Source organism: Celeribacter baekdonensis B30 (assembly GCF_000299875.1).
Classification (GTDB): Bacteria; Pseudomonadota; Alphaproteobacteria; order Rhodobacterales; family Rhodobacteraceae; genus Celeribacter; species Celeribacter baekdonensis_A.
Genome location: NZ_AMRK01000002.1, coordinates 48554 through 74440 on the forward strand (window position 1 = coordinate 48554; position 25887 = coordinate 74440).

Consider the following 25887-nt stretch of genomic DNA (forward strand, 5'->3'; position numbering starts at 1 on the left):
AACTGATGAATTTGTCTCGCTTGCATTCTGATAGAAAGAAATAAAAATGACCACCGAACAACCTGTTGCACACTGGCGCATTATATTGGCAGCAATCTTGGACTTTCTGACTGCATTCTTTGTCTTAGGGTTTGTTATTGCGTCACTATTTGGTGGAATGACTGAAAGTGGCTTTCAACTTAGCGGGTTGCCCGCACTCCTACTATTTGGCCTAATATTTGCTTATTTTTGGGCCGGTAAAAGATATTTTGGTGGAACGCTTTGGAAGCGCATTCTGAAGGTCCGGTAAAGCTGCATCACGACCATACCTTCAAGTTTGGAACGGTAGCTTTGTCCTAAAAGCTGGTCCCCATTCCAAAAGCCCCCCGAATTCCCCTTCATGCGCCTTGCCGCACCTGATCCCCCAAACCTCACTCGCTTGGCGCGGGCGGTGCGATACCCCCGAAGGCGCCGCCAAAGCCGCCCTCGGGTTTCGGAGCTGCGGGCGTGGGTGCCGCTCCGCCCAGTCCCCCAAAAGCGCCACCAAACCCGCCTTCGGGTTTCGGTACGGTGATACCCTGCTCCGTCTCTTGCGCCTCGATCTTGGCCTTTTGCGCGGCGCGCAACTCGGCTTGGCGGTCGAGTTTGTCTTGCAAAATCGCGGCCTCACAGACCGAGCTGTCGTGTTTAGAGCCGATGTAGGACACCGTTGCCACAATCGCCACGAGGATCGCGAACACCACACCCGGATGGGTCAGCGCGCGCGTCACCGGATTGGCGTAGAGCGGCGAGCGGGACGCCTTGCCGCCCAGTTCCGCCTCTTTGCGCCGCTGCACTGCCTCGTTGGTCAAGGCCCCCACAAGCGTGATCGTGATGATGATTACGGCCAAAGCGGAGAGTGACGGGTCCGTGCCATGCCGCACCTTTGAGGCAAGCGCCGTGGTGAATGTGCTTTCCGAGAGGACGGTGAACACCGTGGTGTTGTAATTCTCGAACGACGCCAAAAGCGTGATGAAGGCCGCCGAGCCAATCGCCGGGGCCATAAAGGGCAGCAAAATTTTGCGAAACGCCTGACCCGGCGTAGCGCCAAGATCCAAAGCCGCCTCGGTCTGGGTGGCGTCGAACCGTTGCAACCGGGCGATGAACACCAACATCGCATAGGCGGAGACAAAGGTGATCTGGCCCACGATGGTCAGGAAATAACCGTTGTAGATCCCGGCCTGTACCGCCCCGCCCAGCCCGCGCGAAATCTGCCCCCACAGCACGATGGTCGAGATGCCCAAAACCACACCGGGGATCAGGATCGGCAGGATCAACACCGTGTAAAGCGTGGCGCGCAGTTTGGAGGGCAATTCGGACAAGGCCAAAGCGCCCGCAAGCCCGATCGGCACCGCCAGCGCGACCACGCCCACCCCGATGATCACGGAATTGAGCAAGCCGTCCATCAGCCGTTGGTTGCCAAAGAGTTCGGCAAACCAGCCCGTGGTGAAACATTCCCATGGCACCACGCGGGGGAATTTCGACGAGTTGAAGGCGGTGATCACCATGATGATCAGCGGGCCAAACAAAAAGGAGAAAAACGCGATGGCGTAAGCGCCACCAAAGACAACCGCCCGGCTCATTTTCCGATCTCCCCAACAGAGACCTTAAACACCCGCATCATCAACAAAACAAAAGAGATACAGGTCAAAAGCAACACCACGGCGTAGGCCGAACCACGTGGCCAGTTGGAGCTTTCATTGAACCATTGGTAGATGACTTGGGTGAACCACAGGTTTGACGGCCCGCCCAGAATTTGCGGCGCGGCCAGGGCCCCGGCTGTGAGCATAAACACCATGGTCGCGCCCGACACGATCCCCGGTTTGGCAATCGGCAACACCACCCGCCAATGCACCCGCCAGAGCGGCGCGCCCATGTCGCGGGCGGCTTCGACTTGGGTGTGATCGAGTGCCTCGATGGCGTTGTACATCGGGAAAATCATCAACAGGATATAGGCGTAGGACAGGCCAAAATAGAGCGCGACATCGGCGCGGATGAAATCCACCGGCACGTCCCAAAGCCCCATCTGCATCCCCACCGTGTTGACCACGCCCGTGGCCCCAAACAGCACCCGAAAGGCGAAAGCACGCAGGATCTCATTGATCCAATAGGGGAGGATCAAGCCGATCACCATCAACCGCGCGGCCACGCCTTTGGCCCCATGGGCAAGGATATAGGCGATGGGGTAACAGATCAGCACGTCAATCAGGGTGACGATGGCGGCGGCCAAGAGCGTACGCCCCAAAATGACCAAATCCAACGTGTTGAGCGACCCATCAGCGTTGAAGAAAAAGCTGTGAAAATTCGACAGCGTGTAGTGATCCGCATCCGTGCCGATCTGATCGGCGGGCAGGTTGAAGCGGAAGGAATAATCCAACATCGACAGTTGCGGCAGGGTGATAAACACCACCACCCAAAGCGTCACGGCAATGGCGACAAACAGCGCAGCACCCAAGCCATGCCGATTGGCCAGCGCGCGGTAGGCCTGTGTCAGATGTTTCATGCTTCGCTCGCGATCTGACCCACAGGCAGGATCGTGGCATTCATCGGCGCAAAGCCCAGCGAGAGCGTGTCGCCCTTGGAGCCAACGCTGCCCGCAAGGCCCGCGTTGACCATGGACACGCGCAATTCGGTGTCGCCTGCACGGGCGAACACATGATTGGTGGCACCTTCAAATTCTTGCCGCGACAGCGTGGCCTGAAACGCGTTTTCCGCCTGGCCGGGCACCAATTGTTCGGGCCGCACAAACAGCAACGCCTCATCGCCGGGCTTATATTTGCGCCCGCCACCGACGCGGGCCTCAAAGGTGCCCATCGGGGTTTCAAGCGCGGCCATATCTTCAGATTGCCTCTTAACAACACCCTTCAACGCATTGTTTTCCCCAACAAACGAGGCCACGAAAGACGAACGCGGGCGATTGTAAATCTGATCCGGTGCGCCGACCTGTTCGATCACGCCCTTGCTCATCACCGCCACCCGATCCGACATCGTCAAGGCCTCGCCCTGATCGTGGGTGATGTAGATAAAGGTCACGCCGACCTGTTGTTGAATGGCGCGCAGCTCGGTGCGCATATGTTGGCGCAGCTTGAGATCAAGCGCAGAGAGCGGTTCGTCCAAGAGCAAAATATCCGGCTGCACCGCCAAAGCGCGGGCAATCGCCACGCGCTGTTTTTGTCCGCCCGACAGTTCCGAGACCTTTTTGTCGCCAATCCCCGGCAGGGCAATCATATCAAGCAGCTCTTCGGCTTTCCTGCGGCGCTCTTTCTTGCTCACCCCACGTACTTCCAACGGAAACGCGATATTGTCAGCGACCGACATCAAGGGAAACAACGCCAGATGTTGAAAGATCAAGGCGGTCGGACGTTTGTTCGGCCCCACGCCCTTCATGTCTTTCGCGCCGATTAATACCCGACCTTCGGTGGGATCGGAAAACCCCGAAATACAGCGCAACAGCGTGGTTTTGCCACAGCCGGAAGGGCCGAGAAAGGAAAAGAATTCGCCGGAATTGATTTTGAGATTGGCGTTGTCGACGGCGGTGAAATTGCCAAATCGGATGGAAACATGATCGAGGAGAACGGAGCGGTCAGGGGAATTGACTGGGGAGGTCTCTGGCATGGTATCGCCTTATTATTGTGGGTCATCAAAATGAAAACCGCCCCACGCCAAAAGGCGCAGAGCGGTCGTGACCCAGATCAGGCCGAGAGGAATGTATTGGCATACTCGGTGCGCATTTCCGAATACCAAGGTGCCTCTGCTGGCCATGCATTCAAATTCGCCAAAGCCTCGCCCGGATAGGCATCGGCAAAGTTTTTGGCGTAAACCTCGCCCCCAAAAGCATCCGCGCCCAAAACCGGCGAGTTGTAGCCGTGGGTTTTGATCGCCTCGCCCGCCCATTCCGGGTTATAACAGGCATCGATAAAGGCATAGGCTTGGTCAATATTGGTCGCCCCCGTCGGCATCGCCATGCCATCCACCCACGCCATCGCGCCCTCAATCGGCGCACGGTACATCACCGGCTCGCCTTCGTTTTTCAACGCAATCGGCGGGCCATCCCAGGTCTGTCCCACAATGACACCTTCGTTCAAAAGACCGTTCTTCTGGGTGTCTGAATCGTTCCAAATCAGCTTGATATTGCCCTTCTTTTCAATCGCATGGGCCAAAACGACATCCCAAACTTCGGTCATCTTCTCAGGCGTGGTATAGGCGGCCCACATCGACCCCGGCTCCATCAGGCCAAGGCGCTCCATGCCCAGACCAAGCCCCAACATCATCGAATGCCCCCGGCCCATGGTTTTGCCCGCATTCGCATCATCCCAGATGTCGTAATAGGACGGAAATTCGCCCGCGGGCGTGAATTGATCGGTGCGCCACGCCACGCCTTCGGTGCCCCAGATATGCGGCACCCAGAACGTGCCTTTGCCTTCGAAATTCCAATGTTTCTCACCCAAAGCCATCGCCGGGTTGACTTTATCGATGGCGATTTTGGACATGTCAAACGGCTGCAACAGACCCAGTTCGGCCCACAACAGATTGCGGTTCACGGTCGGGGAGACGATGTCAAACCCCTCGCCGCCGGTGGCTTTGAGTTTGTTGATGATCTCATCGTTGGAACCGATGCCGGTAAAGTTGAGCTTGATGCCCGTAGAACTCTCAAAGGCGGTCACGAAGCTTTCCGGCAAATAATCGGACCACATCATCACGTTGAGTTCGCCCGAGGAAGCAAGCGCGGATCGGCTGACCAGCGCAGGTGCCGCCAGTCCGCCCAGCACTGCGGCGGAGCCTTTGAGGAAACCACGTCGTGCGACGCCTTCGGATTTGGTAAAATTGGGTGTCTTCATGTCACTCCCCGTGAACTTGGTTGGCTGGCTCGCCGCGCTTTTGCGTCATGTTTCTTTGGTCATTCGGTCGAACCACGGCGCAGGATCATCCCATCGCCGCTCATGAGAAAAGCCTAGGGGCGGCCTGTCTGGCGTATTTAGAGCCAGTTGTGCTAAATTATGGGTCCAGAGCGCGTTTCGCCCCTGTACCTTACCGTGATGCTCAATAGAGTGGCGCTATCGGGTCGCCCCTGCACAGCTTGCGGGCGGAGGTGTCATCGCCCTCGCGAAACACAGCGGCGGTGAAAGAGACGCGATGAATGAGACAATGAAAGAAACGGTGCGCCCTTATGTTGGAACGCTATTTTACCCCCGCCTTTGATCAAAGCGCGTCCTTGCAGCATCAGATCCAAGAGCGGCTCATTCAGGCGATCCTCGACGGCGCACTCTCCCCCGTCGATCCGCTGCCCTCCTCGCGCGCCTTCGCGGCCGCCATCGGTGTGTCACGCAACACCATTTCCATCGTCTACGAGCGGCTGAACCAAGACGGGTTCATCACCGCCAAAGCCCGGCGCGGCTATTTCATCGACGAAAACCTCGTGCGCGAAAAACTCAACGTCTCACCGCCACGCCGCTCGCAAGACCGCGCCGTTGCCCCCGATTTCACCCGCGCCTATGCCCGGCGCTACACCACCCAACCCAATATCGCCAAACGCAGCGATTGGCGCACATTCCCCTACCCGTTTGTCTATGGTCAGGTCGGGCGCGATGAGACCTCGGTGGCGCGCTGGCGCGATTGTTTGCGCCGGGCGGGCACCTCGCGCCATGTCGGCACATGGGCCGATGATTTGGTCGACAGCGACGATCCGCTTTTGTTGGAACAGATCGCGCGGCGCGTGCTACCGCAGCGCGGCTTTCGCGCCGATCCCGACGAGATGTTGATCACGGTGGGCGCGCAAAACGCGCTGTGGATGGTGGCGGAATTGTTTGCCGATGCCAGCAAAGAGATCCATATCGAAGACCCGGTCTACGTCGATGCCCGCAATATCTTTGCCGCTCATGGCGCGCAGATCGTCCCCACGCCAGTGGATCGCAAGGGGTTAAAACCCGGTCCAGAATTGGCGAACGCCGATATGGTCTACGTCACGCCGGGGCATCAATCGCCAACCAATGTGACCATGCCGATGGAGCGACGGTTGGCCTTGATCGAAGCGGCCTCACTCCATGATTTCCTGATCCTTGAAGACGATTACGAACATGAGTTGAACTTTTTGGGCGCTCAACATCCGACCTTGAAGGCGCTCGATCCCTGCGGGCGGGTGATCCATGTCGGCTCGCTCACCAAGCCGCTGTTTCCCGGCATCCGACTTGGCTTCATCGCCGCCGACCGCGCGGTGATCAAAGAGCTGCGCGCTCTGAGGCGGTTGATGTATCGCCACCCCTCGGCGCTGGCGCAACGCGCGATGGCGCTGTTCCTCGCGGAAGGCCATTATGACGCCCATATCCGCCGCCACCGCCGCGCCATGTCGGAAAAATGGCACATGATGCTGCGCGAGATAGACCGGCAATTGCCCGACTGTCAGGCGACGATGACCACCGGCGGGTCCGGCATCTGGATGGCCCTGCCCGAAGGCATGGATGCGGGCGACGTATTCACCGCCGCCGAGGCACGCGGCGTTTTGGTGGAAAACGGCACGCTACATTACCTGCGCCTCAACCCGCCGCGCAATCAATTGCGACTGGGGTTTGGGGCGATTGATCTGGCCAAGATCGCGCCGGGGATCGGCGAATTGAAACTGGCGATTGACAGCCTGCGTTAATCGAAATTCATCACGATGGTTTTCGAGCGGGTAAAATGCGCGAGCATCGCCTCCAAAGACGCCTCTTTGCCCAATCCCGATCGCCCAAACCCGCCGTAGGACACATTGGGTTGGATCGTCAGATTTTGGTTCACCTGCACATAGCCCGCGTTGAGCCGGGATGTCGCGTCCAAGGCCATCGACAGGCTTTGGGTCCACACCGTCGCGGCCAAGCCATAGCGGCTGTCATTGGCGCGCGCGATCACGTCCTCATAGTCGGACCACGGTTGGATCACCGCCACGGGGCCAAAGATTTCGTTTTGCACGCAGGGGTGGTCTTCGGGCAAGCCAAGCAGCAGCGTCGGCTGTGCAAAGAGATCAGGCGACAGGCCCGCGCCCTCTGGCATCTTGCCACAGCGGACGACCTTTGCCCCCGGCGCGGCCTCGGCCATGGCGACATAATCCGCCACCACCTTGGCCTGTTTGGCGTTGATGATCGTGCCAATATCTGTGGCCTCATCCAAGGGATCGCCAATCACCAGCCTATCCAATTTGGCGGTCAAGGCGGCGAGGAACCCGTCATACAGGCTGTCATGGACATACATCCGCGACGAAGCCGTACAGCTTTGGCCCTGACGGGTGAACCGCATCCCCGAAATGGCCCCCACCACGGCTTTGGTCAGATCGGCATCGGCACAGATGATCATCGGGCTTTTGCCGCCCAATTCCAAGGAGGCGGGCACGATCCGTTCGGCGGCGGCTTTATAGACGGTTTCACCCACCGCCTCAGACCCGGTAAAGGTGATTTTCGCCACATCTGGATGCGCGGTCAGCGCCGCGCCACAGTCCGGCCCCGTGCCGTTGATCACATTCAACACGCCCGCAGGCAGGTGGTCCATCACGATCTCTGCTGCCAAATAGGTGGCAAAGGGCGCCTCTTCGGAGGCTTTCACCACAACCGTGTTGCCCGCCACCAAAGCCGGTGCGATTTTCAGCATCATCAACACCAAAGGCACGTTCCACGGCACAATCGCCGCCACAACGCCCAAAGGTTCGCGCACCGTCATCGTCAACATACGCGGGTTGAACGGGATGGTTTCGCCTTTGAGTTCCGACCCCAGCCCGCTGTAAAATTCCATGATATCAGCGGACACGGCGACCTCGCCCCGGCATTCGGTGCGGATGGCCTTGCCGGTCTCGCGCGCCAAAACTTGCGCCACCAACTCGGCGTGTTCGGCCAAGGCGCGTCCGGCGCTTGCGACCCGTTTGCCGCGCTCGCGGGCAGGCATCGCAGCCCATGCTGCCCCGGCGGCTTTGGCGGCCTCAACGGCGGCGTTCGTCTCGGCGGCTTTTGACGCGGCAGCCTGTCCCAAAACTGCGCCCGTGGCCGGGTTCAACACGTCCAGTCCCGCCGCCACAGGCACGCGTTCGCCGCCCACAAGATTGAGGTTGCGATAGGCCACGATGACGGCGGCGGCGTCGGGGAATGGGGATGCGATGCTGTTCATCCCCCATCCATCGCCGGAAAGGTCAGACCCGGACAGAGCCAGCCAAATGATTCAATGGGTCCAGATTGGCTTCTTCCTTGAACTGGAGCGCCAAATCGTTTCCGCTGGCCGCATGCACCGCCTCAAGAGGCCGGCTTGAACACCCCATTTTGCCACGGAGTTCCCAAATGTATGACAATGATCTCTCTGCCGTCGTCAGCGCCGATCGCGCTCATGTGTGGCACCATATGTTCCAACACCAACTGCTCGAAAGCCGCGATCCGCGGATCATCGTCGAGGGCAAGGGCATGTTGGTCTGGGATCAAAATGGCCGCGAATTTCTGGACGCGGTGTCGGGCGGCGTGTGGACCGTCAACGTCGGCTACGGGCGCGAACGGATCGCCAATGCGGTACGCGATCAGTTGATCAAAATGAACTATTTCGCGGGCTCTGCCGGATCTATTCCGGCGGCGACCTTTGCCGAGAAACTGACCGAGAAAACCCCCGGCCTGAGCCGCGTTTATTACTGTAACTCCGGGTCGGAAGCCAATGAAAAGGCTTTCAAAATGGTGCGCCAGATTGCGCATCAACGCTATGGCGGCAAGAAATCCAAAATCCTCTATCGCGACCGCGATTATCACGGCACCACCATCGCTACGCTGTCGGCCTGTGGTCAACAACAACGCGCCACGCATTATGGCCCCTTCGTGCCTGATTTCGTCCAGGTGCCGCATTGCCTTGAGTACCGCAAACAATGGGATGTGGAGAATTACGGTCTCCGCGCCGCCGAGGCGATCGAAGAGGTGATCCTGCGCGAAGGCCCCGATACTGTGGGCGCGCTCTGTCTTGAACCCGTGACCGCCGGCGGCGGCGTGATCACTCCGCCAGAGGGCTATTGGGAAAAGGTTCAGGAGATCTGTCAGAAATACGATATTCTGTTGCACATCGACGAGGTGGTGTGTGGCATGGGCCGGACCGGAGAATGGTTTGGCTATCAGAACTACGGCATCAAACCGGACTTCATCACCGCCGCCAAAGGCGTGGCCTCGGGCTATGCCGCCATCGCGGTGTTGATCACCACGGATGAGGTGTTTTCGATGTTCAAGGACGCCCCCGAAGACCAACTCAACCACTTCCGCGACATCTCCACCTTTGGCGGCTGTACGGCGGGTCCGGCGGCGGCACTCGAGAACATGGCAATCATCGAGGAAGAGGGCTTGCTCGCCAACACCACAGCCATGGGCGCGCGCCTGATGGAGGGTTTGGCGATGCTCGAAGACAAACACCCGCTGATTGGCAATATTCGCGGCAAAGGCCTGTTCTGTGGCGCGGAATTGGTGGCGGATCGGGAGACCAAAGAGCCACTGGCCGAAAAGCTGGTGCAGGCGGTTGTGGCCGAATGCGACAAGCAGGGCGTGATCATCGGCGCGACCATGCGCTCGATCCCCGGCTTCAACAACACGCTGTGTTTCTCACCGGCGCTGATCTCTGGGCCGTCCGAGATCGACCGGATTTTGGATGCGGTGGATAACGGGTTGACCACGGTTGAGTCGGCACTTTAAGTTAAAACACTACTGCATTGATCTAAAACGAATTATGCCCCGCCTATGCGCGGGGCATTTTCCGTTTCAACCTGCGCGCTGTCTTCTTTCAATCCGGTGCCCGTGAGGCCCAATGTGAGCGCCGCGCGGGTCAGCCAGGCGATCTTGCGCGCCGCCTCATCCGGGCTCATCCCGCCCTTGCCATGGATGTTGGACAGGCAATTGCGGTCGCTGTCGCGTCGACCAATGCGCGGACCAAAGGTCAAATACGCGCCCAAACTATCGGCGACACTCAACCCCGGTCGTTCACCGACCAAGACCACCACCAACCGTGCCCCCAAGAGATCGCCAATCTCATCGCCAATCGCCACACGGGCCTGCGCAGAGATGACAACCGGGCCGATCCTCAGCCCTGACACTTTCGGCACACAGGCATGCACCACCGCCGCCGCATGGGTTTGCACTGCGGCAGAGGACAGCCCGTCGGCGATGACAAAGGCCACATCACAGGGTGCGCGGGCGTTGAGCTTTTCCGCCTCACCCGAAGCCAGCCTTCGCCCCAAATCCGGGCGGCGCAGATAGGTGCCGCGATCTGGCGCGGCGGAGGCGACGCGGATCACCTCTTGCGGTGCCAAATCCCGCGCCAAAGCCTCGACATCCAGCGCCGAATGCACCGCATCGCGGGCGCGGGCATGGGCGTATTGAAAGCCCAGGTTGGCCCCGGTCGGCAGACCCGCCCCCGTGCGGCCCAACCCGATCCGCGCCACCGTGGCGGCGCGCAGCTTGGCCCATGGATCATGGCTCGGGACATTGCTCATTGCGCCGCCTCCAAAAGCCGTAGCGCCCCTGCTCCGCTCTCCCCCAAATGTCCGGTCTCAGAGACGATCCCCATCGCCATGAGCCAGGCCTCAAACTCCGGCGCGGCCTTTAACCCAAGGCTGTTGCGCAGATAGGCAATGTCATGGAACGACAGGCTTTGGTAATTGAGCATGATGTCATCGGCCCCCGGCACACCGATCAGGAAATGTGCCCGCGCCTCTGCCAGAAGCGTCATCAACACATCCATATCGTTTTGATCTGCCTCGGAATGGTTGGTGTAACAGACATCACAGCCCATCGGCAGGCCTAAGAGTTTGCCGCAAAAATGATCCTCAAGCCCGGCGCGGATGATCTCTTTACCGTCATACAAATACTCAGGCCCGATAAAGCCGACGACCGTATTCACAATCAACGGATCATAGGTGCGGCAGACCGCATAGGCGCGGGTCTCAAGCGTTTGTTGGTCAATGCCATGATGGGCATTGGCGGAGAGCGCCGCCCCCTGCCCGGTTTCGAAATACATCACGTTTTGACCGACCGTGCCGCGCCTTAGTGAGAGCGCGGCCTCATGCGCCTCTTTCAGCATCGAGAGGGTCACACCAAAGCCCTCATTGGCGGCTTGGGTTCCAGCCACCGATTGAAACACCACATCGACCGGCGCACCGCGGTTGATGATCTCGATGGCGTTGGTCACATGGGTGAGAACACAGCTTTGGGTCGGAATGTGGTAGCTTTGCCGCAGATCATCCAACATTTGCAACAGCGCCATGGCGGTGGGAATATTGTCCGTCGCCGGGTTGATCCCGATCACCGCGTCGCCAACGCCAAAGGACAGCCCGTCGAGCGTAGAGGCAACGATGCCTTTGAGATCATCGGCGGGGTGGTTGGGTTGCAGGCGCGACCCCATGCGGCCCTCAAGACCCAAGGTGGTGCGAAACGCGGTGACCACGCGGATTTTGCGCGCCACAGCAATCAGATCGCGGTTGCGCATGAGTTTTGAAACGGCGGCGACCATTTCCGGCATCAACCCCGGCGCAAGCCCGCTCAGCGTCGGCGCGTCAGCCACGTCGGACAACAGCCAATCGCGAAATTGCCCGACGGTCATGTGAGACACCAGCGCAAAGGCCACCGCATCGTGACTGTCGACAATCAGCCGGGTGACATCGTCGATCTCATAGGGGATCAGCAGGTCGGTCAAAAACAGCTTGAGCGGCAAATCGGCCAGCACCATTTGGGCCGCGACCCGTTCGACATCGCTCTCGGCCATCACCCCTGCCAAAGCATCGCCAGAACGCGCGGGCGTGGCCTTGGCCATCACTTCCGCCAAAGAGCCAAAGCTGTGACGTTCACCTGCCAAAAGGGTTTGAAAACGGCTCATTCGGTCCTCTCACATGCGATCCAGTTAAGACCTAAAATGCGCCGTTGCGAAAGCCCCGTGAAAACCGCCCCTGACCCAATGACCGGAGCGCGCATTCTCGTCTGCGCCCTAAAATGAGGCACAGACGCATAATTTATCGCCGCGCCTATGGCCTATGTGTCAGGCAGCCGTTGAGAAAAATCTCAATCGCCGCCTCGCGGCGCAGGGCCATATCGCCCTCAACCGGATAGATATAGTCCGGGTCCAACAGGCTTGGCACCGGATCCCAAAACGCCATATCCATCAAAATCTCCGCTGCCAGCGCCAGCCGACCGGGAGCAATTTTCAACACCCCCTCGCGCACGGCCTCCTCCAACTCGGCACAGATGTACCCGCGCAAGATGCCGCGGCCATTCTGGCACATTTCACGCGCCAGATTGGGGTAGACATGCGCCTTGGCAATCAGGGTGCGCAGGAACTCCCGCTTGCGGTCTTCACTGACCGGCGGCTTGTTCAGCGTGAGCAAAAGCGACAAACGCTCCTTCAAAGGTTTGGTTTTCTCGACCTCATTCAAGGGCAGAAAAATCACCTTGCCAATCTCGGCCATGCTGCGGCGCAGGAGCGCTTCGAGACTGTCAAAATGAGCGTAGATCGTGCGCTTTGACATGCCGGTTTCGCGTGCAATCGCCGCCATCGTGACCTCATCCAAGGACGAACTCATCAACAGCGCTTTGGTGGCACGCACAATTTCCTCTTCGCGTGCAGCACTGTCCATTTGAACCGGGCGACCGCGACGGCGATGAGGCTCACACGCATTCATATCTGTCTCTTTCACCATATGCGCTTCTCCTGCTTGCCATGATCGCCACCATTTCGCCCACAACTGTCCTGCATTTGTGCACAGAGAGGGTGCCGATCACAAACTTTACAAAACCATCCCGTTTCTTTAATGAAAATTCAAGAGCGACATACACCTGTGTGATAAACAGAGCCATCGCAAACGCATCATTCCTGAGACTGGGCCGTTCCTACGCGTGCCCCAATCCCCTTGCCGGAGACCTCCATGCCCAACACCCTCCTCCCCCAAAGCCTGCCTGTGTCGCTGCGCCGGATGTCCACCGCCTTTGCGCTTGCCCTCTGCGCCGCGATGCCCGCCTTCGCGCAAGAATCACCCCCGCCAACGCCTGTGACCGTGGTCACGCTGGAGGCCAAAGACATCACCTTGACCGCCCCTCTGCCCGGTCGCGTTGCCGCCTCAAGTGCCGCCGAAGTGCGTCCCCAGGTCGATGGCATCATCCGCGCCCGTCTGTTTGAAGAGGGTCGCCCGGTTGAAAAAGGCGATGCGCTTTATGAAATCGACGCCGCCTCTTATGAGGCGCAAAAGGCAGTGGCCGAGGCCGGTTTGGCCCAGGCCAAGGCCGCGCTGAAATCGGCGATGATCGAATATGATCGCCAGCAGGAATTGAAATCGCGCAATGTCGTGGCGCAGCAAAACCTCGACAGTGCCATCGCCGCCCGCGATTCCGCAGAAGCCGCGATCAAACTGGCCGAAGCCAATCTTTTGTCCGCCGAGATTGATCTGGACCGCGCCACGATCCGCGCACCGATCGCCGGCGTGGTGGGTCTCAGCCAAATCACCCAAGGGGCGCTTGTCACCTCAGGGCAAGCCAGCCCGCTCACCGTGATCCGCGCGCTCGATCCGGTCTATGTCGATGTCACCCAGGCGGCGGCAGACATGCTGCGCTGGCAGCGCGCCGGAAGCGATGCGGTCTTTGCCGGCAACATCGGCCAAACGGTCGAGCTGCGGCTGACCGATGGCAGCACCTATGAGCAAAAAGGCGAATTGTCCGCCGCAGAGCCCCATGTCGATGAACAAACCGGCTCGATCCTGTTGCGCCTGTCCTTCCCGAACCCGGATCATTTCCTGCTGCCCGGCATGTATGTTCAGGTCGAGATGCCGCAAGGTCTGATCAAGGGCGCGATCCTGGTGCCGCAAGAGGCGGTGACACGGGATCGGCGCGGTCGCCCGATGGTCTTTGTCGTCACGCCCGAACATGTCGTCGAACAGCGCACGCTGACGGTGCAAAGCGATCAAGGCGCGAATTGGGTGGTGACCGAGGGTGTCGCCTCTGGTGAGATGGTGATCGTGGCCGGACTGCAAAAAGTCTCCCCCGGTATGACCGTCGCCCCGCAACCGCAAGAGGCCGTCCCCGCCTCCAGCGACAGCAACTGAGCAAAGCCCGGAAGGACCCCTCATGGCCCGTTTTTTCATTGACCGCCCGGTATTTGCCTGGGTTATTTCGATCCTGATCATGGGCATTGGTGCGCTGTCGATCGTCACCCTGCCCATTGCCCAATACCCGCAAATCGCACCGCCCTCGGTCTCGATCCACGCCACCTATCCGGGGGCATCGGCCGAAACCGTGGCCAACACCGTCACCCAAGTCATCGAACAACAGATGACCGGGTTGGACGGAATGCGATATATGTCATCAAGTTCGACCTCATCGGGGTCGGCCTCGATCACCATGACCTTTGAAACCGGGATTGACCCGGACATCGCGCAGGTTCAGGTGCAAAACAAATTGGCCCAGGCCACGGCGCTTTTGCCCGAAGCGGTGCAGCGCCAAGGCGTGACCGTTCAAAAATCCTCGGCGGGTTTCTTGATGGTGATCGGTCTGATTTCCGAAGATGGCCAGTTGGATCAGGCTGATCTTGCCGATTATCTCAACACCAATCTTGTCGACGCGTTCAGCCGCATCGAAGGTGTCGGCGGCACCCAGATTTTTGGGGCGCAATATGCCATGCGAATCTGGCTCGATCCGTCCAAACTGGCCGCTTTTGACATGACGCCCTCCGATGTCGTCAGCGCGATCTCTTCGCAAAACGCCCAGATTTCGGCGGGGGCCTTTGGCAGTCTGCCCTCCCCCGAGGGTCAGGCCCTGAACGCCACCATCACGGCGCAATCGCTTTTGAAAACGCCGGAAGATTTCCGCAATATCATCCTGCGCTCCGAAGGCGACGGTGGCATTGTGTTGTTGCAAGACGTGGCCCGTGTCGAAGTCGGTGCGGAAAACTACTCCACGATTGCCCAATACAATGGCAACCCCGCCTCCGGCATGGCGATCCAGCTTGCCCCCGGTGCCAATGCGCTCGACACGTCGAAATTGGTGCGTGAAAAAATTAGCGAATATGCACAGTATTTCCCCGAAGGCGTGAGCTACGTCATCCCCTATGACACGACGCCCTTTGTCGAAATCTCGATCCACGAAGTCCAGAAAACCCTGATGGAAGCCATCGTTTTGGTGTTCTTCGTCATGCTGTTGTTCTTGCAAAACCTGCGCGCCACGTTGATCCCGACCTTGGCTGTGCCTGTCGTTTTGCTCGGGACTTTCGCGATCTTGTCGATGTTTGGTTATTCGATCAACGTGCTGACCATGTTGGCGATGGTTCTGGCCATCGGTCTTTTGGTCGATGACGCCATCGTGGTGGTCGAAAACGTCGAACGGATCATGGAAGAAGAGGGCCTCAGCCCACGCGAGGCCACGCGCAAATCCATGGATCAGATCACCGGCGCGCTGATCGGCGTCGCCTTGGTGCTCTCTGCCGTGTTCATTCCGATGGCGTTTTTCGGTGGCTCCACCGGGGTGATTTACCGCCAGTTCTCGATCACCATCGTCTCGGCCATGTTGCTGTCTGTCGTTGTGGCTTTGACCCTGACGCCTGCGCTTTGCGCCACCTTGTTGCGTGGCAAAGACGCCCATCACACCAAACGCGGCCCCTTTGGCCTGTTCAACCGGATGTTTGATAAAATCACCGGCGGCTATGGTGCAACCGTAGGCTATACGGTGCGGCGTCCACTGCGGATGTTGATGATTTATGCCGTCATGGGCGGCGGCATTGTGTGGTTGTTCCTGCAAACCCCCACCGGCTTTTTGCCCGATGAGGATCAGGGCATCATGTTGGCGCTGGTGCAAGGTCCGGCGGGGTCCACCGCCGAAAACACCGCCAAAGCCAATATGCAAATTCAGGAGTATTTCCTCAACGCCGAAAAAGAGGCCGTGGATTCGATCTTTACCATTGTCGGCTTCTCCTTTGCCGGTGCCGGACAAAACAACGGCTTGGCCTTTGTGCGCCTGAAAGATTGGGAAGACCGTCCAAGCCCGGCGCAATCGGTTCAGGCCATCGCAGGCCGTGCCTATGGCGCCTTCATGGGCATCCAGGAAGCCATGGCTTTCCCGATTGTGCCACCTGCGGTCACCGAACTTGGCAACGTTTCGGGTTTTGACTTTTACCTGCAGGCCCCCGGCGGCCAGACCCATGAACAACTCCTGGAAGCCCGCAACATGTTGCTGGGCATGGCGGCGCAAAGCCCGCTGATCGCCTCGGCGCGCCCCTCGGGCCTTGAGGACGCGACCCAGTTCAAATTGGACATCGACTGGCGCGCTGCGGGCGCGATGGGCGTATCTCCCACCAATGTCGGCAACACGCTTTCGATTGCCATGGCCGGGACCTACGTCAACGATTTCGATGACAATGGCAAAACCAAACGCGTCTATGTCCAAGGCGAAGCCGATGCCCGCGCCACCCCGACCGATTTGCAAAAATGGCGGGTCCGCAACAGCACCGGCGATCTTGTGGCCTTTTCCAACTTCGCCTCTGAACGTTGGGTCTATGGTCCGCAGGGTCTGAACCGCTACAACGGCATCCCCGCGATGCAGATCCAGGGCTCCCCCGCCCCCGGTGTCTCCACCGGCGAAGCCATGGCGGAAATCGAGCGTCTGGTCGGCAACCTGCCGCCGGGATTTGCCGTGGCCTGGACCGGTCTGTCGCTGGAAGAACGCGACTCCGGCTCGCAAGCGCCGATGCTCTATGCGCTCTCTTTGGCCGCGATCTTCTTTTGTCTTGCGGCGCTTTATGAAAGCTGGGCGATCCCGTTCTCGGTCATGTTGGCCCTGCCTGTCGGTATCTTGGGCACGCTGTCCACGGCCTACCTGTTCAACTTCCAAAACGGCGTGTTCTTTCAGGTCGGCATGTTGACCGTGATCGGTCTGACCGGGAAAAACGCCATTTTGATCGTGGAATTCGCCCGCGAACAATATGACGCCGGGGCCAATGTGATCGACGCGGTGCTGACCGCCGCGCGCCAGCGTTTCCGCCCGATCATCATGACCTCGCTGGCCTTCTCCTTGGGGGTTGTGCCACTTGTCCTGTCCTCGGGCGCAGGCTCCGGTGGCCGCCGCGCGGTTGGCTCCGCGGTTCTGGGCGGGACGATCTCCGGCACAGTGTTTGGTATCATCTTCGTGCCGCTGTTCTTCGTGCTGGTGATGAAACTCTTTGGCCGTAAAAAACCCGCCGCCTAAGGCTCAGGCGACACACAGATATGAAAACGGCCGGGCTTAAACCCCGGCCGTTTTGGTTCTCTAGGTGGACTCACGCCCCCCTACATCCCCTTCACCACCATCTCCCTCACCTTCACCGCCTTCTCAAAATGATCCAACTGGTGGGTTTTAATCCACCATTCTGCCGCCTCCATCAGCGTCTCGGGGTCGTCGTTTCTATTGGCGAAAAACGCATAAAACGACAGGCCGACCCCCTCGCCTTTTTGGGTAATTTTGGCGTCACATGTGGCGATGATTTTGGCGCGAAGTGTTTGTCGCATTCTCTGCCCTTTCATATGAAAACGGCCGGGAACGCGCCCCGGCCGTGTATTGCGCAACTCTTGCGCGGTTTAGGTGATCACATCGGGCGCGTTGCGGCCCGTGCGGCTGCGGATCTCGGCCAAGCCGTCCGCCGCCGCGATCACCGCCGAGAGCGCATGTTGCGGATTGTCCTGAAGCACGGCCGCCGCCGTTTCCACCCGCTCAAGGTAGACCCGCAGCGTCGCGCCCTCGGTCCCTGTGCCAGACAGGCGGAACACGATGCGCCCGCCGCCGATGAACATAATCCGAATGCCCTGCCCCTCAGAGCGCGACCCATCGACCGGATCATCATAGGCGAACTCATCGGCGGCCTCGATGGTCATGCCCTCGATCACCTGCCCCGGCAAATGTTTCAGCTTGCCGCGCAGCGCCTCCATCACGCCATTGGCCGCCGCACTATCGACCGCCTCATAATCATGACGCGAATAGTAATTGCGGCCATAACGCGCCCAATGATCCGCCATGATCGCGGCCACGGATTGTTTCCGCTCGGCCAGGATATTGAGCCAAAACAACACCGCCCAAAGCCCGTCTTTTTCGCGCACATGGTCTGATCCGGTGCCCGCACTTTCCTCGCCGCACAGCGTCGCACGGCCCGCATCCAACAGGTTGCCAAAGAATTTCCAGCCCGTTGGTGTTTCATAACACGGGATGTCCAGCGCCTCGGCCACGCGGTCGAGCGCCCGCGAGGTTGGCATCGAACGCGCCACGCCTTTGAGCCCACCCGCATAGGCCGGGACCAAGGTGGCATTGGCCGCCAAAACCGCCAAACTGTCCGAGGGCGTCACATAGGCGTTGCGGCCCACGATCATATTGCGGTCGCCGTCACCGTCCGAGGCCGCACCGAAATCCGGGGCTTTACCGGAAAACATCAAATCCATCAAACTCTTGGCCCAAATCGGGTTTGGATCAGGATGCCCGCCGCCAAAATCCGGCAAGGGCACGGCATTGACCACAGAGCCTTTCGGCGCGCCCAGCGTGTCTTCCAAAATCGCCTTGGCATAGGGGCCGGTGATCGCATGCATCGCATCAAAGCGCAGGGTAAAGCCACCGGCAAACAGCGCGCGAATTTTGTCGAAATCGAAAATATCCGCCATCATCAGCGCGTAATCGGCGACCGGATCGACGACCTCGACCTCCATCTCGCCCAACATGGTGGTGCCGATGGTGGAGAGGTCCACATCCTGCGCGTCCACGATGGCATATTCAGTGATGGTTTTGGTGGCTTCAAAGATTTTCTCGGTCACGCCCTCGGCGGCGGGGCCACCATTGGGCGTATTGAATTTCACCCCGAAATCTTCTTTCGGCCCACCCGGATTGTGCGAGGCGGACATGATGATGCCGCCATCCGTGCCACGTTTGCGGATCAAATGCGAGGCCGCAGGCGTAGAGAGCAATGCGTTTTGCCCAACAATCACCTTTTTCGCGCCATTGGCGGCAGCCATGCGCAACATCACCTGCGCGGCGCGGTCATTGAAATACCGACCATCGCCGCCCAACACATAGGTTTTGCCCGCAGCGCCCCCGATCCCATTGAAAATCGCCTGAACGAAATTTTCCAGATACTGCGGCTGCATGAAGACCGGAGTTTTCTTGCGCAGCCCCGAGGTTCCGGGTTTTTGGCCGTCGATCGCATGGGTTTCAACCATGTGGCGGGTCATATGATGTCCTTCCTATCGGTCGTGTGTGCGCATGATCTCGGCCACGCGCACGATGTCACTGTTCATGGTGAGGGTATCAGAAGTTTCGGGCAAACGAATGCGCCAATTTGGATATTCGGTGGTGGTTCCGGGTAGATTTTGCTGGTCCACCATGTCGAGCATGATTTCGGCCTGAACCGCGACCAATCGCGAAGGGGTGCGCGCCAAAAAGTCGTGCAACGTGTCTTGTTCCGCATCCGGCAACAGCCGATCCATCGCCGCCACTTCGCGCGCCCGATGGTCCAATTCATGCGTGGTCTGCTCTGCGTCCAGCCCGCCTGCGGTTTGCCGCGCCGTCACATCTGCCCCCTGACGCCAGCCCTGCCATGTTGGCAAATCATGGGTCGAAAACGACGCAATTGCCGCCTCGTCATAGCGGTCTGCCGATTTGAATTCGGGGTCCTGCCAATTGTCACGCTCAAACACCATCACCCGACAGCCCAACACCCCAGACCCGGCCAAAGCCGCGTGCAGGCCGTCAGGGATCAGGCCCAAATCTTCGCCGACGATGATGCCGCCTGTGCGCGCAGCTTCAATGCGGGCCACGGCCAACATCGCATCGCGTGGCATTTGTACATAGGCACCGGGGGCTTGTTCCGGCACCCAAAACGTGCGCTCAAACCCAAGGATATGATCAATCCGCATCGCCCCCGCAAAACGCAGTTGCCGGGCAAAGGTGTCGCGCAGAGCGCCATAAGAATTTTTACGCAAATTCAGGGGATTAAACGGAGCAAGGCCCCAGTTTTGCCCCTCCGCCGAAAACGCATCGGGCGGGGCGCCCAGCGAGGCACCATAGGCGAAACTGTCGCGATCCTCCCATGTTTCCGCGCCATGCGGATGGGTGCCCACGGCCAAATCGAGGTACAGCCCATGCGCCATCCCGACGGCTTTGGCCTGTGCCTGCGCTTCGGACAAATCGGTATCCGCACGCCATTGCAGCCACGCGTGAAACAGAATTTCGTCGCGTAAATCGCGGCGTGCGGCCTGTGCGGCAGCGCTATTTGGACATTGCAAATCCGGAGGCCAATCGCACCAAAACGGGCCATGGATGGCGGAGAGCGCCTGATGCAAGGCAAAGGTTTCGAGCGACGTGCCCTCTTGCGCCAGATAGGCCAGAAATTCGGGCGATGTCGGGTGGGCTTCAAAGGCCTGACGCAACGCGGTCATCCGCGCGGGCGTGTCGGTTTGGTAGTCGATCAACGCCCCCGGCACGCCGGTCTCGGTCGCCAGATGCAAAACATTCAACCGGCGGCGATGCGACGGCGAATAGGGGCTGAACATATTTGGCACGGTCGGAAATCCGGCATGAACCGGATTGATGCCCAAAAACGCCGCCCCATGCGGCCCAAGCCCGCGCACCAGCGTGCTGAGGTCCTCATAGGTGCCGATGCCACGTTCGGACAGGCCATAAAGCGGCGCGATCAGCCCCCAACAGCGCTCCGGCAACGGAATGGTGGCAGGGGCGGCCAAAAGCGTGATGCGGATCGGCCCGGCAATCAGATGATGGATGCCCATCGGCAACTCCGGCAGGCTGTCCCCGCCCCGGCCCTCGCATGTCTGGCCATCTTCATAGGTCAACACCCACGCGCTGTCGCCAATATCGACCCAAGGCGCAGTGCCCGCCTCACAGACCACGTCCCACGGCAGGCCCGCATCCCAACCCGCCTCAAGATGCGCGCGCGCGGCCTCCTCAGTTTCGGCCTCAAACCCGAGCGCGCGCATCAGCGCCACGGCGGTCTCCACCGAGGTTTCGCGCAAAACCCCCAGTTGATCATAAAACTGGCGGTGAATGCCAATCTGTGCCGCGAGTTCAAGCCGCAGATCGCTCATCAAAAAGCCTCCAGTTCAAGCGCCAAAGTGGTTTCGCGCCCGGCAATAATGATGGATCCGTCGATCACTTCGCCATCAATGTCCGGGTGGCCCGTGTCGATCCAAAGCCGCCAGCGCCGCCCCGGCATACAGGCCGGAAGATGCACGCTCACCGCCTCGCCCCGGTTGAAAATCAGGAACAGAGCCTCTTCGCGTTGGGCATAAAGCGGTGTGCCGGAGGCAATGCGCATTTCGGCACAGAGCGTTTTCAACTCCGGTGCTGTCCAATCCTGGTCCCGCATCAAAACCCCGTCAGGTCGCCACCAAAACAGATCTTCGATCCCATCCATCAACCGTTCGCGCGAATGCAAAAACCGTTTCTGACGCAAAATCGGGTGGTCGCGGCGAAAGGCGATCAGGCGTTTGGTAAACTCCAAAAACTCCGGGTCCACCGCGTTCCAGTCAATCCAACCGATCTCATTGTCCTGACAATAGGCATTGTTGTTGCCCTGCTGGCTATTGCCCAGCTCATCCCCCGCCAAAAGCATTGGCGTGCCTTGGGAAAACAACAGCGTGGCCAAAAGGTTACGCCGCCGTTGCGCGCGAGCCGCGTTGATTTTGACATCCTCGGTCGGCCCGGCCACGCCCATATTGTCGGAGGCGTTGTCATTATGGCCATCGCGGTTGTCCTCGCCATTGGCCTCATTGTGTTTGCCGGTATAGCTGACCACATCCATCAAGGTGAACCCGTCGTGCGCCGTGACAAAATTGACCGACGAGGTGGCCGGACGGCCCGAATGATCGAATTGTAACGCCGATCCGGTCAAGCGATCGGCCAGGACCGGCACATGGCCCGCATCGCCGCGCCAAAACCGGCGAATACCATCGCGAAACTTGTCGTTCCATTCCAAAAACGGCGGAGGAAACCCACCCACGCGGTAACCGCCGGGGCCAATGTCCCATGGTTCCGCGATAAGTTTGACCTTGGTCAGAACCGGGTCCTGCCGGATCGCATCAAAAAAAGACGCACCGCGGTCAAACCCCGTGGGCGTGCGGCCCAACGTGGTGCACAGATCAAAGCGGAAACCATCGACATGCATCACCTCGACCCAATAGCGCAAGCTGTCCAAGACCATGCGCAGCACCATCGGGTGATCAATATTGAGCGTGTTTCCGGTGCCCGTGTCATTGATGTAATAACGCGGATTGTCGGTGAGGCGGTAATAGCTTTTGTTGTCGAGACCTCGAAACGACAGCGTCGGCCCCTGTTCATTGCCCTCGCCGGTGTGGTTGTACACCACATCCATGATCACCTCGATGCCCGCCGAATGCAGCCGCGCGACCATATGCTGGAACTCAGCGATCTGGTGATAGGCGAGGTAGCGCGGATCGGGGGCAAAGAAACTGAGCGTCTGATAGCCCCAGTAATTCACCAAGCCCCTTTCAATCAGAAACCGATCGTTGAGAAAGGCCTGAGCGGGCATAAGCTCGATCGCGGTGATGCCCAGATTCACGAGGTGATCCAAAATCGCATCGGACGCGAGCCCCAAGAATTTGCCCTTGTGCAACACATCCGGGTGCAGCTCGGTCAGGCCTTTGACATGGGCCTCATAGATCACCGTTTGCGAGGTGCGCCGATGCGGCGGTTGATCTTTGCCCCAGGCGAAAAGCACATCTTCGACGACGGAGCGCGGCATGTATTTGGCGCTGTCGCGGGTGTCAAAAGACAGATCGGCGGCCTCGTGCCCGACCTCATAGCCCATCAAGGCGTCATGCCAGTCAGGATGTTTGGTCACGCGTTTGGCGTAGGGGTCCATCAAGAGTTTGTTGTAATTGAACCGATGACCCTGGTCCGGCGCATAGGGTCCATCGGCGCGCAGGCCATACAGTTGCCCCGGACGCAACTCCGGCACAAACCCGTGCCAGACATCGCCGTCACGTTCCGGCAGATCAATCCTCTGGGTCTCGGTCTGACCGTCGTCCGAGAACAAACACAGGGTGATCCGGCGGGCGTGTTGGGAAAAAACCGCGAAATTGACACCTTCGCCATCCACTGTGGCCCCCAGCGGCGCGGCATGGCCGCCCAGGATCGAATATTGCCTCATTTAGGGTGCGCAGCTCCTGTCATCGTCTCAAAAAGATCGGCATAGGTTCCTGCAGAGCTGTCCCACCCCACAGGCTGCGCCATGGCATTGTCCATCATTTTGGTCCAGACATCGGGCTTGCGGTAGAGCGCACAGAGGCGGTTGAGCGCCTGCGTCAGCGCCAAGGCCGTCACCGGGTGAAATTGGATGCCCGTGGCCACGCCTTGCGCCAAGGCGGCGGCATTGGCGTTGATCACCGTATCGGCCAAACCGCCCGTCAGCGAGACCAACGGCAAGGTGCCAAAGCGCAGCCCGTACATTTGCGTCAAGCCGCAGGGCTCAAAGCGCGACGGCACCAAAATCGCGTCCCCGCCTTCGATCAGACGGCGGGCGAAAGCTTCGTCATAGCCGATCCGCACCGCAACGCCCGCATGGCGCAAGGCGGCATCACGAAACGCGGATTCAAACGCACTGTCGCCCGAACCCAAAAGCGCCAATTGCCCGCCCTGCTCCAACAGGGTCGGCAGCGCTTCGAGCAAAAGATCAAAGCCCTTTTGTCCGGTCAACCGTGAGATCACCACGCACAGCGGCCCCTCACTGGCCGGACCGGAATTCGGCAGGCCAAGCTCGTCGCGCAGCGCCGTTTTGAATTTGGCTTTGCCTTTCGGGGTTTTGTAACTTGGCGACCAGACCTCTTCGTCGATGCCATTGAGAATGCCGACAAAATCCGATCCGCGTGCGGCCAAAACGCCCTCCATCCCCATGCCGTATTCGCCCGTCATCAATTCGGCGGCGTAGGTGGGCGAGACGGTGGAGACCTTGGTCGCGCCGATGATCCCGGCTTTGAGCGCCGAAATCTGACCCCAATATTCATAGCCGCCTGGGCTAAATCCGGGGCGCGGCAGGCCCAGTGTGTCGATCAGATCGGCCGAACAACAGCCCTGAAAGGCAATGTTGTGGATGGTCATCAGGGTCTTGACCCGCTCCGCCGCCCCCAATTCGCGCAGGTACACCGGGGTCAATCCGGCCTGCCAATCATGCAGATGCAACACCTCTGGCGTCCAGCTTTCGATCCCATGGGCGGCAATCATCGCCGCCGCCAGCGAGAGCGCGGCAAAGCGTTGCGGGTTGTCGGCCCAATCATAGCCGCCGGGCCCGGTGTAAAGCGATCCGTCACGGTCATAGAGATGCGGCGCGTCCAGGATATAAAGCACGGTGTCGCCCAAGTGCCCGCGTCGAATTTGGGCCGAACCGCCGAAGAAATCATGGATGTCAAACACCGGCGCAGCGTCCGGTTGGGCCGCCAAAACCGCGCGGTAGCCCGGCAAAAGCGTGCGCATGTCTACGCCATGCGCCGCCAATGCACCAGGCAAAGCCCCGGCCACATCGGCCAATCCCCCGGTTTTCACCAAAGGCACACATTCGGACGTGACCGACAGAACCCGTGTCATAGGCCTTTGGCCCTCCGGTCCAACATGTCTTGGGTGATCAAGGTGATCCCGCCCGGCGACACCCGGAACCATTTGGCATCCACTTCGGGATCTTCGCCGACCACAAGCCCCTCTGGGATGTGCACGCCGCGATCAATCACCACATTTTTAAGCCGGGCATGACGCGCCACGTTGACATAGGGCAAGACCACTGCCCCCTCCAAAGAGGCATAGGAATTGGTGGTCACATGGGTGAACAACAGGCTTTCACGGATTTCCGTCCCCGAAATGATGCAGCCGCCCGAGACCATCGAACTCACCGCCGTACCGCGCCGATCCGGGCGGTCATGGATGAATTTTGCCGGTGGCGTGTTCTCGGAATAGCTCCAAATCGGCCAACTGCGGTCCCACAGATCCAGCTCGGGGGTGAAATCTGTCAGGTCAATGTTGGCCTTCCAATAGGCATCAATCGTGCCGACATCGCGCCAGTACGCAGGCGCATCGGGGTGCCGAATGCAACTGTCGGTGAAACGATGCGCCTGGGCTTTGCCCTTGGCGACGATGTCCGGGATCATGTCATTGCCGAAATCGTGGCTGGAGGTTTGATCCTCCATGTCTTCCAACAGCCGCTCACGCAGGAATTTCCAATTGAACACATAGATGCCCATCGAGGCGAGCGCGTTTTTCTCGTCGCCCGGTATGCCCGGCGGATCGGCGGGCTTTTCCAAAAACTCGGTGATCCGGTCCGTGCCGTCCACCGCCATCACGCCAAAGGCCGAGGCTTGTTTGCGGTCTACGGTCAGACAGCCGATGGTCACATCCGCGCCACTGTCGACGTGGTGTTGGATCATCAGCTCGTAATCCATCTTATAGATATGATCGCCCGCCAGGATCAGGATGTAATCGACATCATAACTGTCGATGATGTCGATGTTTTGTGCCACCGCGTCGGCGGTGCCACGATACCATGTGCTTTCTTCATAGCGTTGAGAGGCGGGCAAAATGTCCAAAAACTCATTACGTTCGGCGCGGAAAAATGTCCAACCGCGTTGGATGTGGCGGATCAGCGAGTGGGCCTTGTATTGCGTCGCAATCGCCATTTTACGGATGCCGGAGTTGAGCGCATTGGAGAGCGCAAAATCGACGATCCGGGTTTTACCGCCAAAATAGACCGCAGGCTTCACCCGCGAATTGGTCAGTTCCTGAAGCCGCGAGCCGCGCCCCCCCGCCAAGACGAACGCCATGGTCCGATTGGCCAACCTGTTGCGCGTCTGTGTTTGTGTCTGTGTCATTCCTCCACCTTTCCGCAGCCCGAGGCCTCGCC

At 59.4% G+C, this 25887-nt stretch carries 19 protein-coding genes; 5 read left to right on the forward strand and 14 right to left on the reverse strand.

Going from position 1 to position 25887, the window contains the following annotated elements; all coding sequences use genetic code 11:
- Positions 1–46 precede the first annotated feature (46 nt).
- Entirely contained in the window at positions 47–289 is a 243-nt protein-coding gene (locus B30_RS03745) for a hypothetical protein (RefSeq protein ID WP_009570683.1), read from the forward strand.
- Between the two features lie 121 nt (positions 290–410).
- On the opposite strand, the gene B30_RS03750 is transcribed toward B30_RS03745, so the two are convergent.
- The 4 genes from B30_RS03750 to B30_RS03765 form a co-directional block, all read right to left on the reverse strand.
- Positions 411–1601, reverse strand: coding sequence for an ABC transporter permease (locus B30_RS03750; RefSeq protein WP_009570684.1), 1191 nt, complete (start codon positions 1599–1601; stop codon positions 411–413).
- Entirely contained in the window at positions 1598–2521 is a 924-nt protein-coding gene (locus tag B30_RS03755; RefSeq protein WP_009570685.1) for an ABC transporter permease, read from the reverse strand. The genes B30_RS03750 and B30_RS03755 overlap by 4 nt, the downstream gene beginning before the upstream one ends.
- Positions 2518–3633, reverse strand: a complete 1116-nt coding sequence (locus tag B30_RS03760) for an ABC transporter ATP-binding protein (RefSeq protein ID WP_009570686.1) — start codon at positions 3631–3633, stop codon at positions 2518–2520. Before B30_RS03760 ends, B30_RS03755 begins: the two co-directional genes overlap by 4 nt.
- Positions 3634–3710: 77 nt before the next feature.
- Positions 3711–4856 (reverse strand): extracellular solute-binding protein, encoded by a 1146-nt coding sequence (locus B30_RS03765; RefSeq protein ID WP_009570687.1) that lies wholly within the window; start codon positions 4854–4856, stop codon positions 3711–3713.
- Positions 4857–5185: 329 nt separating this feature from the next.
- Between B30_RS03765 and B30_RS03770 the strand changes: the two genes are divergently transcribed.
- Entirely contained in the window at positions 5186–6655 is a 1470-nt protein-coding gene (locus tag B30_RS03770) for an aminotransferase-like domain-containing protein (protein WP_009570688.1), read from the forward strand.
- Here B30_RS03770 and B30_RS03775 read toward each other — a convergent pair.
- Positions 6652–8142 (reverse strand): aldehyde dehydrogenase family protein, encoded by a 1491-nt coding sequence (locus B30_RS03775; protein ID WP_009570689.1) that lies wholly within the window; start codon positions 8140–8142, stop codon positions 6652–6654. The genes B30_RS03770 and B30_RS03775 overlap by 4 nt on opposite strands.
- Before the next feature lie 167 nt (positions 8143–8309).
- On the opposite strand from B30_RS03775, the gene B30_RS03780 reads away from it, so the two are divergent.
- Positions 8310–9683, forward strand: a complete 1374-nt coding sequence (locus B30_RS03780) for an aminotransferase family protein (protein ID WP_009570690.1) — start codon at positions 8310–8312, stop codon at positions 9681–9683.
- A gap of 32 nt (positions 9684–9715) precedes the next feature.
- Here B30_RS03780 and eutC read toward each other — a convergent pair whose 3' ends face one another.
- From eutC to B30_RS03795, 3 genes are all read right to left on the reverse strand, one after another.
- Complete coding sequence (eutC, locus tag B30_RS03785) at positions 9716–10480, reverse strand: ethanolamine ammonia-lyase subunit EutC (RefSeq protein WP_009570691.1); 765 nt, start codon at positions 10478–10480, stop codon at positions 9716–9718.
- Complete coding sequence (locus tag B30_RS03790; protein ID WP_009570692.1) at positions 10477–11859, reverse strand: ethanolamine ammonia-lyase subunit EutB; 1383 nt, start codon at positions 11857–11859, stop codon at positions 10477–10479. The genes eutC and B30_RS03790 overlap by 4 nt, the downstream gene beginning before the upstream one ends.
- Positions 11860–12004: 145 nt before the next feature.
- Positions 12005–12676: a TetR/AcrR family transcriptional regulator gene (locus B30_RS03795; protein WP_009570693.1), complete on the reverse strand. Its 672-nt coding sequence runs from the start codon at positions 12674–12676 to the stop codon at positions 12005–12007.
- Between the two features lie 225 nt (positions 12677–12901).
- Between B30_RS03795 and B30_RS03805 the strand changes: the two genes are divergently transcribed.
- Together B30_RS03805 and B30_RS03810 are read left to right on the forward strand one after the other, a co-directional pair.
- Entirely contained in the window at positions 12902–14071 is a 1170-nt protein-coding gene (locus tag B30_RS03805) for an efflux RND transporter periplasmic adaptor subunit (RefSeq protein WP_009570694.1), read from the forward strand.
- 22 nt (positions 14072–14093) lie between these two features.
- The gene (locus B30_RS03810; RefSeq protein WP_009570695.1) at positions 14094–17201 is read left to right on the forward strand and encodes an efflux RND transporter permease subunit; all 3108 of its coding nucleotides are present in this window, start codon (positions 14094–14096) and stop codon (positions 17199–17201) included.
- Positions 17202–17281: 80 nt separating this feature from the next.
- On the opposite strand, the gene B30_RS03815 is transcribed toward B30_RS03810, so the two are convergent.
- The 6 genes from B30_RS03815 to glgC all read right to left on the reverse strand — a co-directional run bounded on the left by B30_RS03815 (position 17282) and on the right by glgC (position 25855).
- The gene (locus tag B30_RS03815; protein WP_009570696.1) at positions 17282–17500 is read right to left on the reverse strand and encodes a DUF6500 family protein; all 219 of its coding nucleotides are present in this window, start codon (positions 17498–17500) and stop codon (positions 17282–17284) included.
- A gap of 69 nt (positions 17501–17569) precedes the next feature.
- On the reverse strand, positions 17570–19201 hold the full coding sequence (locus B30_RS03820) for an alpha-D-glucose phosphate-specific phosphoglucomutase (protein ID WP_009570697.1): 1632 nt from the start codon (positions 19199–19201) through the stop codon (positions 17570–17572).
- Between the two features lie 12 nt (positions 19202–19213).
- The gene (malQ, locus tag B30_RS03825; protein WP_009570698.1) at positions 19214–21070 is read right to left on the reverse strand and encodes a 4-alpha-glucanotransferase; all 1857 of its coding nucleotides are present in this window, start codon (positions 21068–21070) and stop codon (positions 19214–19216) included.
- Positions 21070–23154 (reverse strand): glycogen debranching protein GlgX, encoded by a 2085-nt coding sequence (gene glgX / locus B30_RS03830; protein WP_009570699.1) that lies wholly within the window; start codon positions 23152–23154, stop codon positions 21070–21072. Before glgX ends, malQ begins: the two co-directional genes overlap by 1 nt.
- Complete coding sequence (gene glgA, locus B30_RS03835) at positions 23151–24584, reverse strand: glycogen synthase GlgA (protein WP_009570700.1); 1434 nt, start codon at positions 24582–24584, stop codon at positions 23151–23153. The genes glgX and glgA overlap by 4 nt, the downstream gene beginning before the upstream one ends.
- Positions 24581–25855, reverse strand: a complete 1275-nt coding sequence (glgC, locus tag B30_RS03840) for a glucose-1-phosphate adenylyltransferase (RefSeq protein ID WP_009570701.1) — start codon at positions 25853–25855, stop codon at positions 24581–24583. Before glgC ends, glgA begins: the two co-directional genes overlap by 4 nt.
- Positions 25856–25887 lie beyond the last annotated feature (32 nt).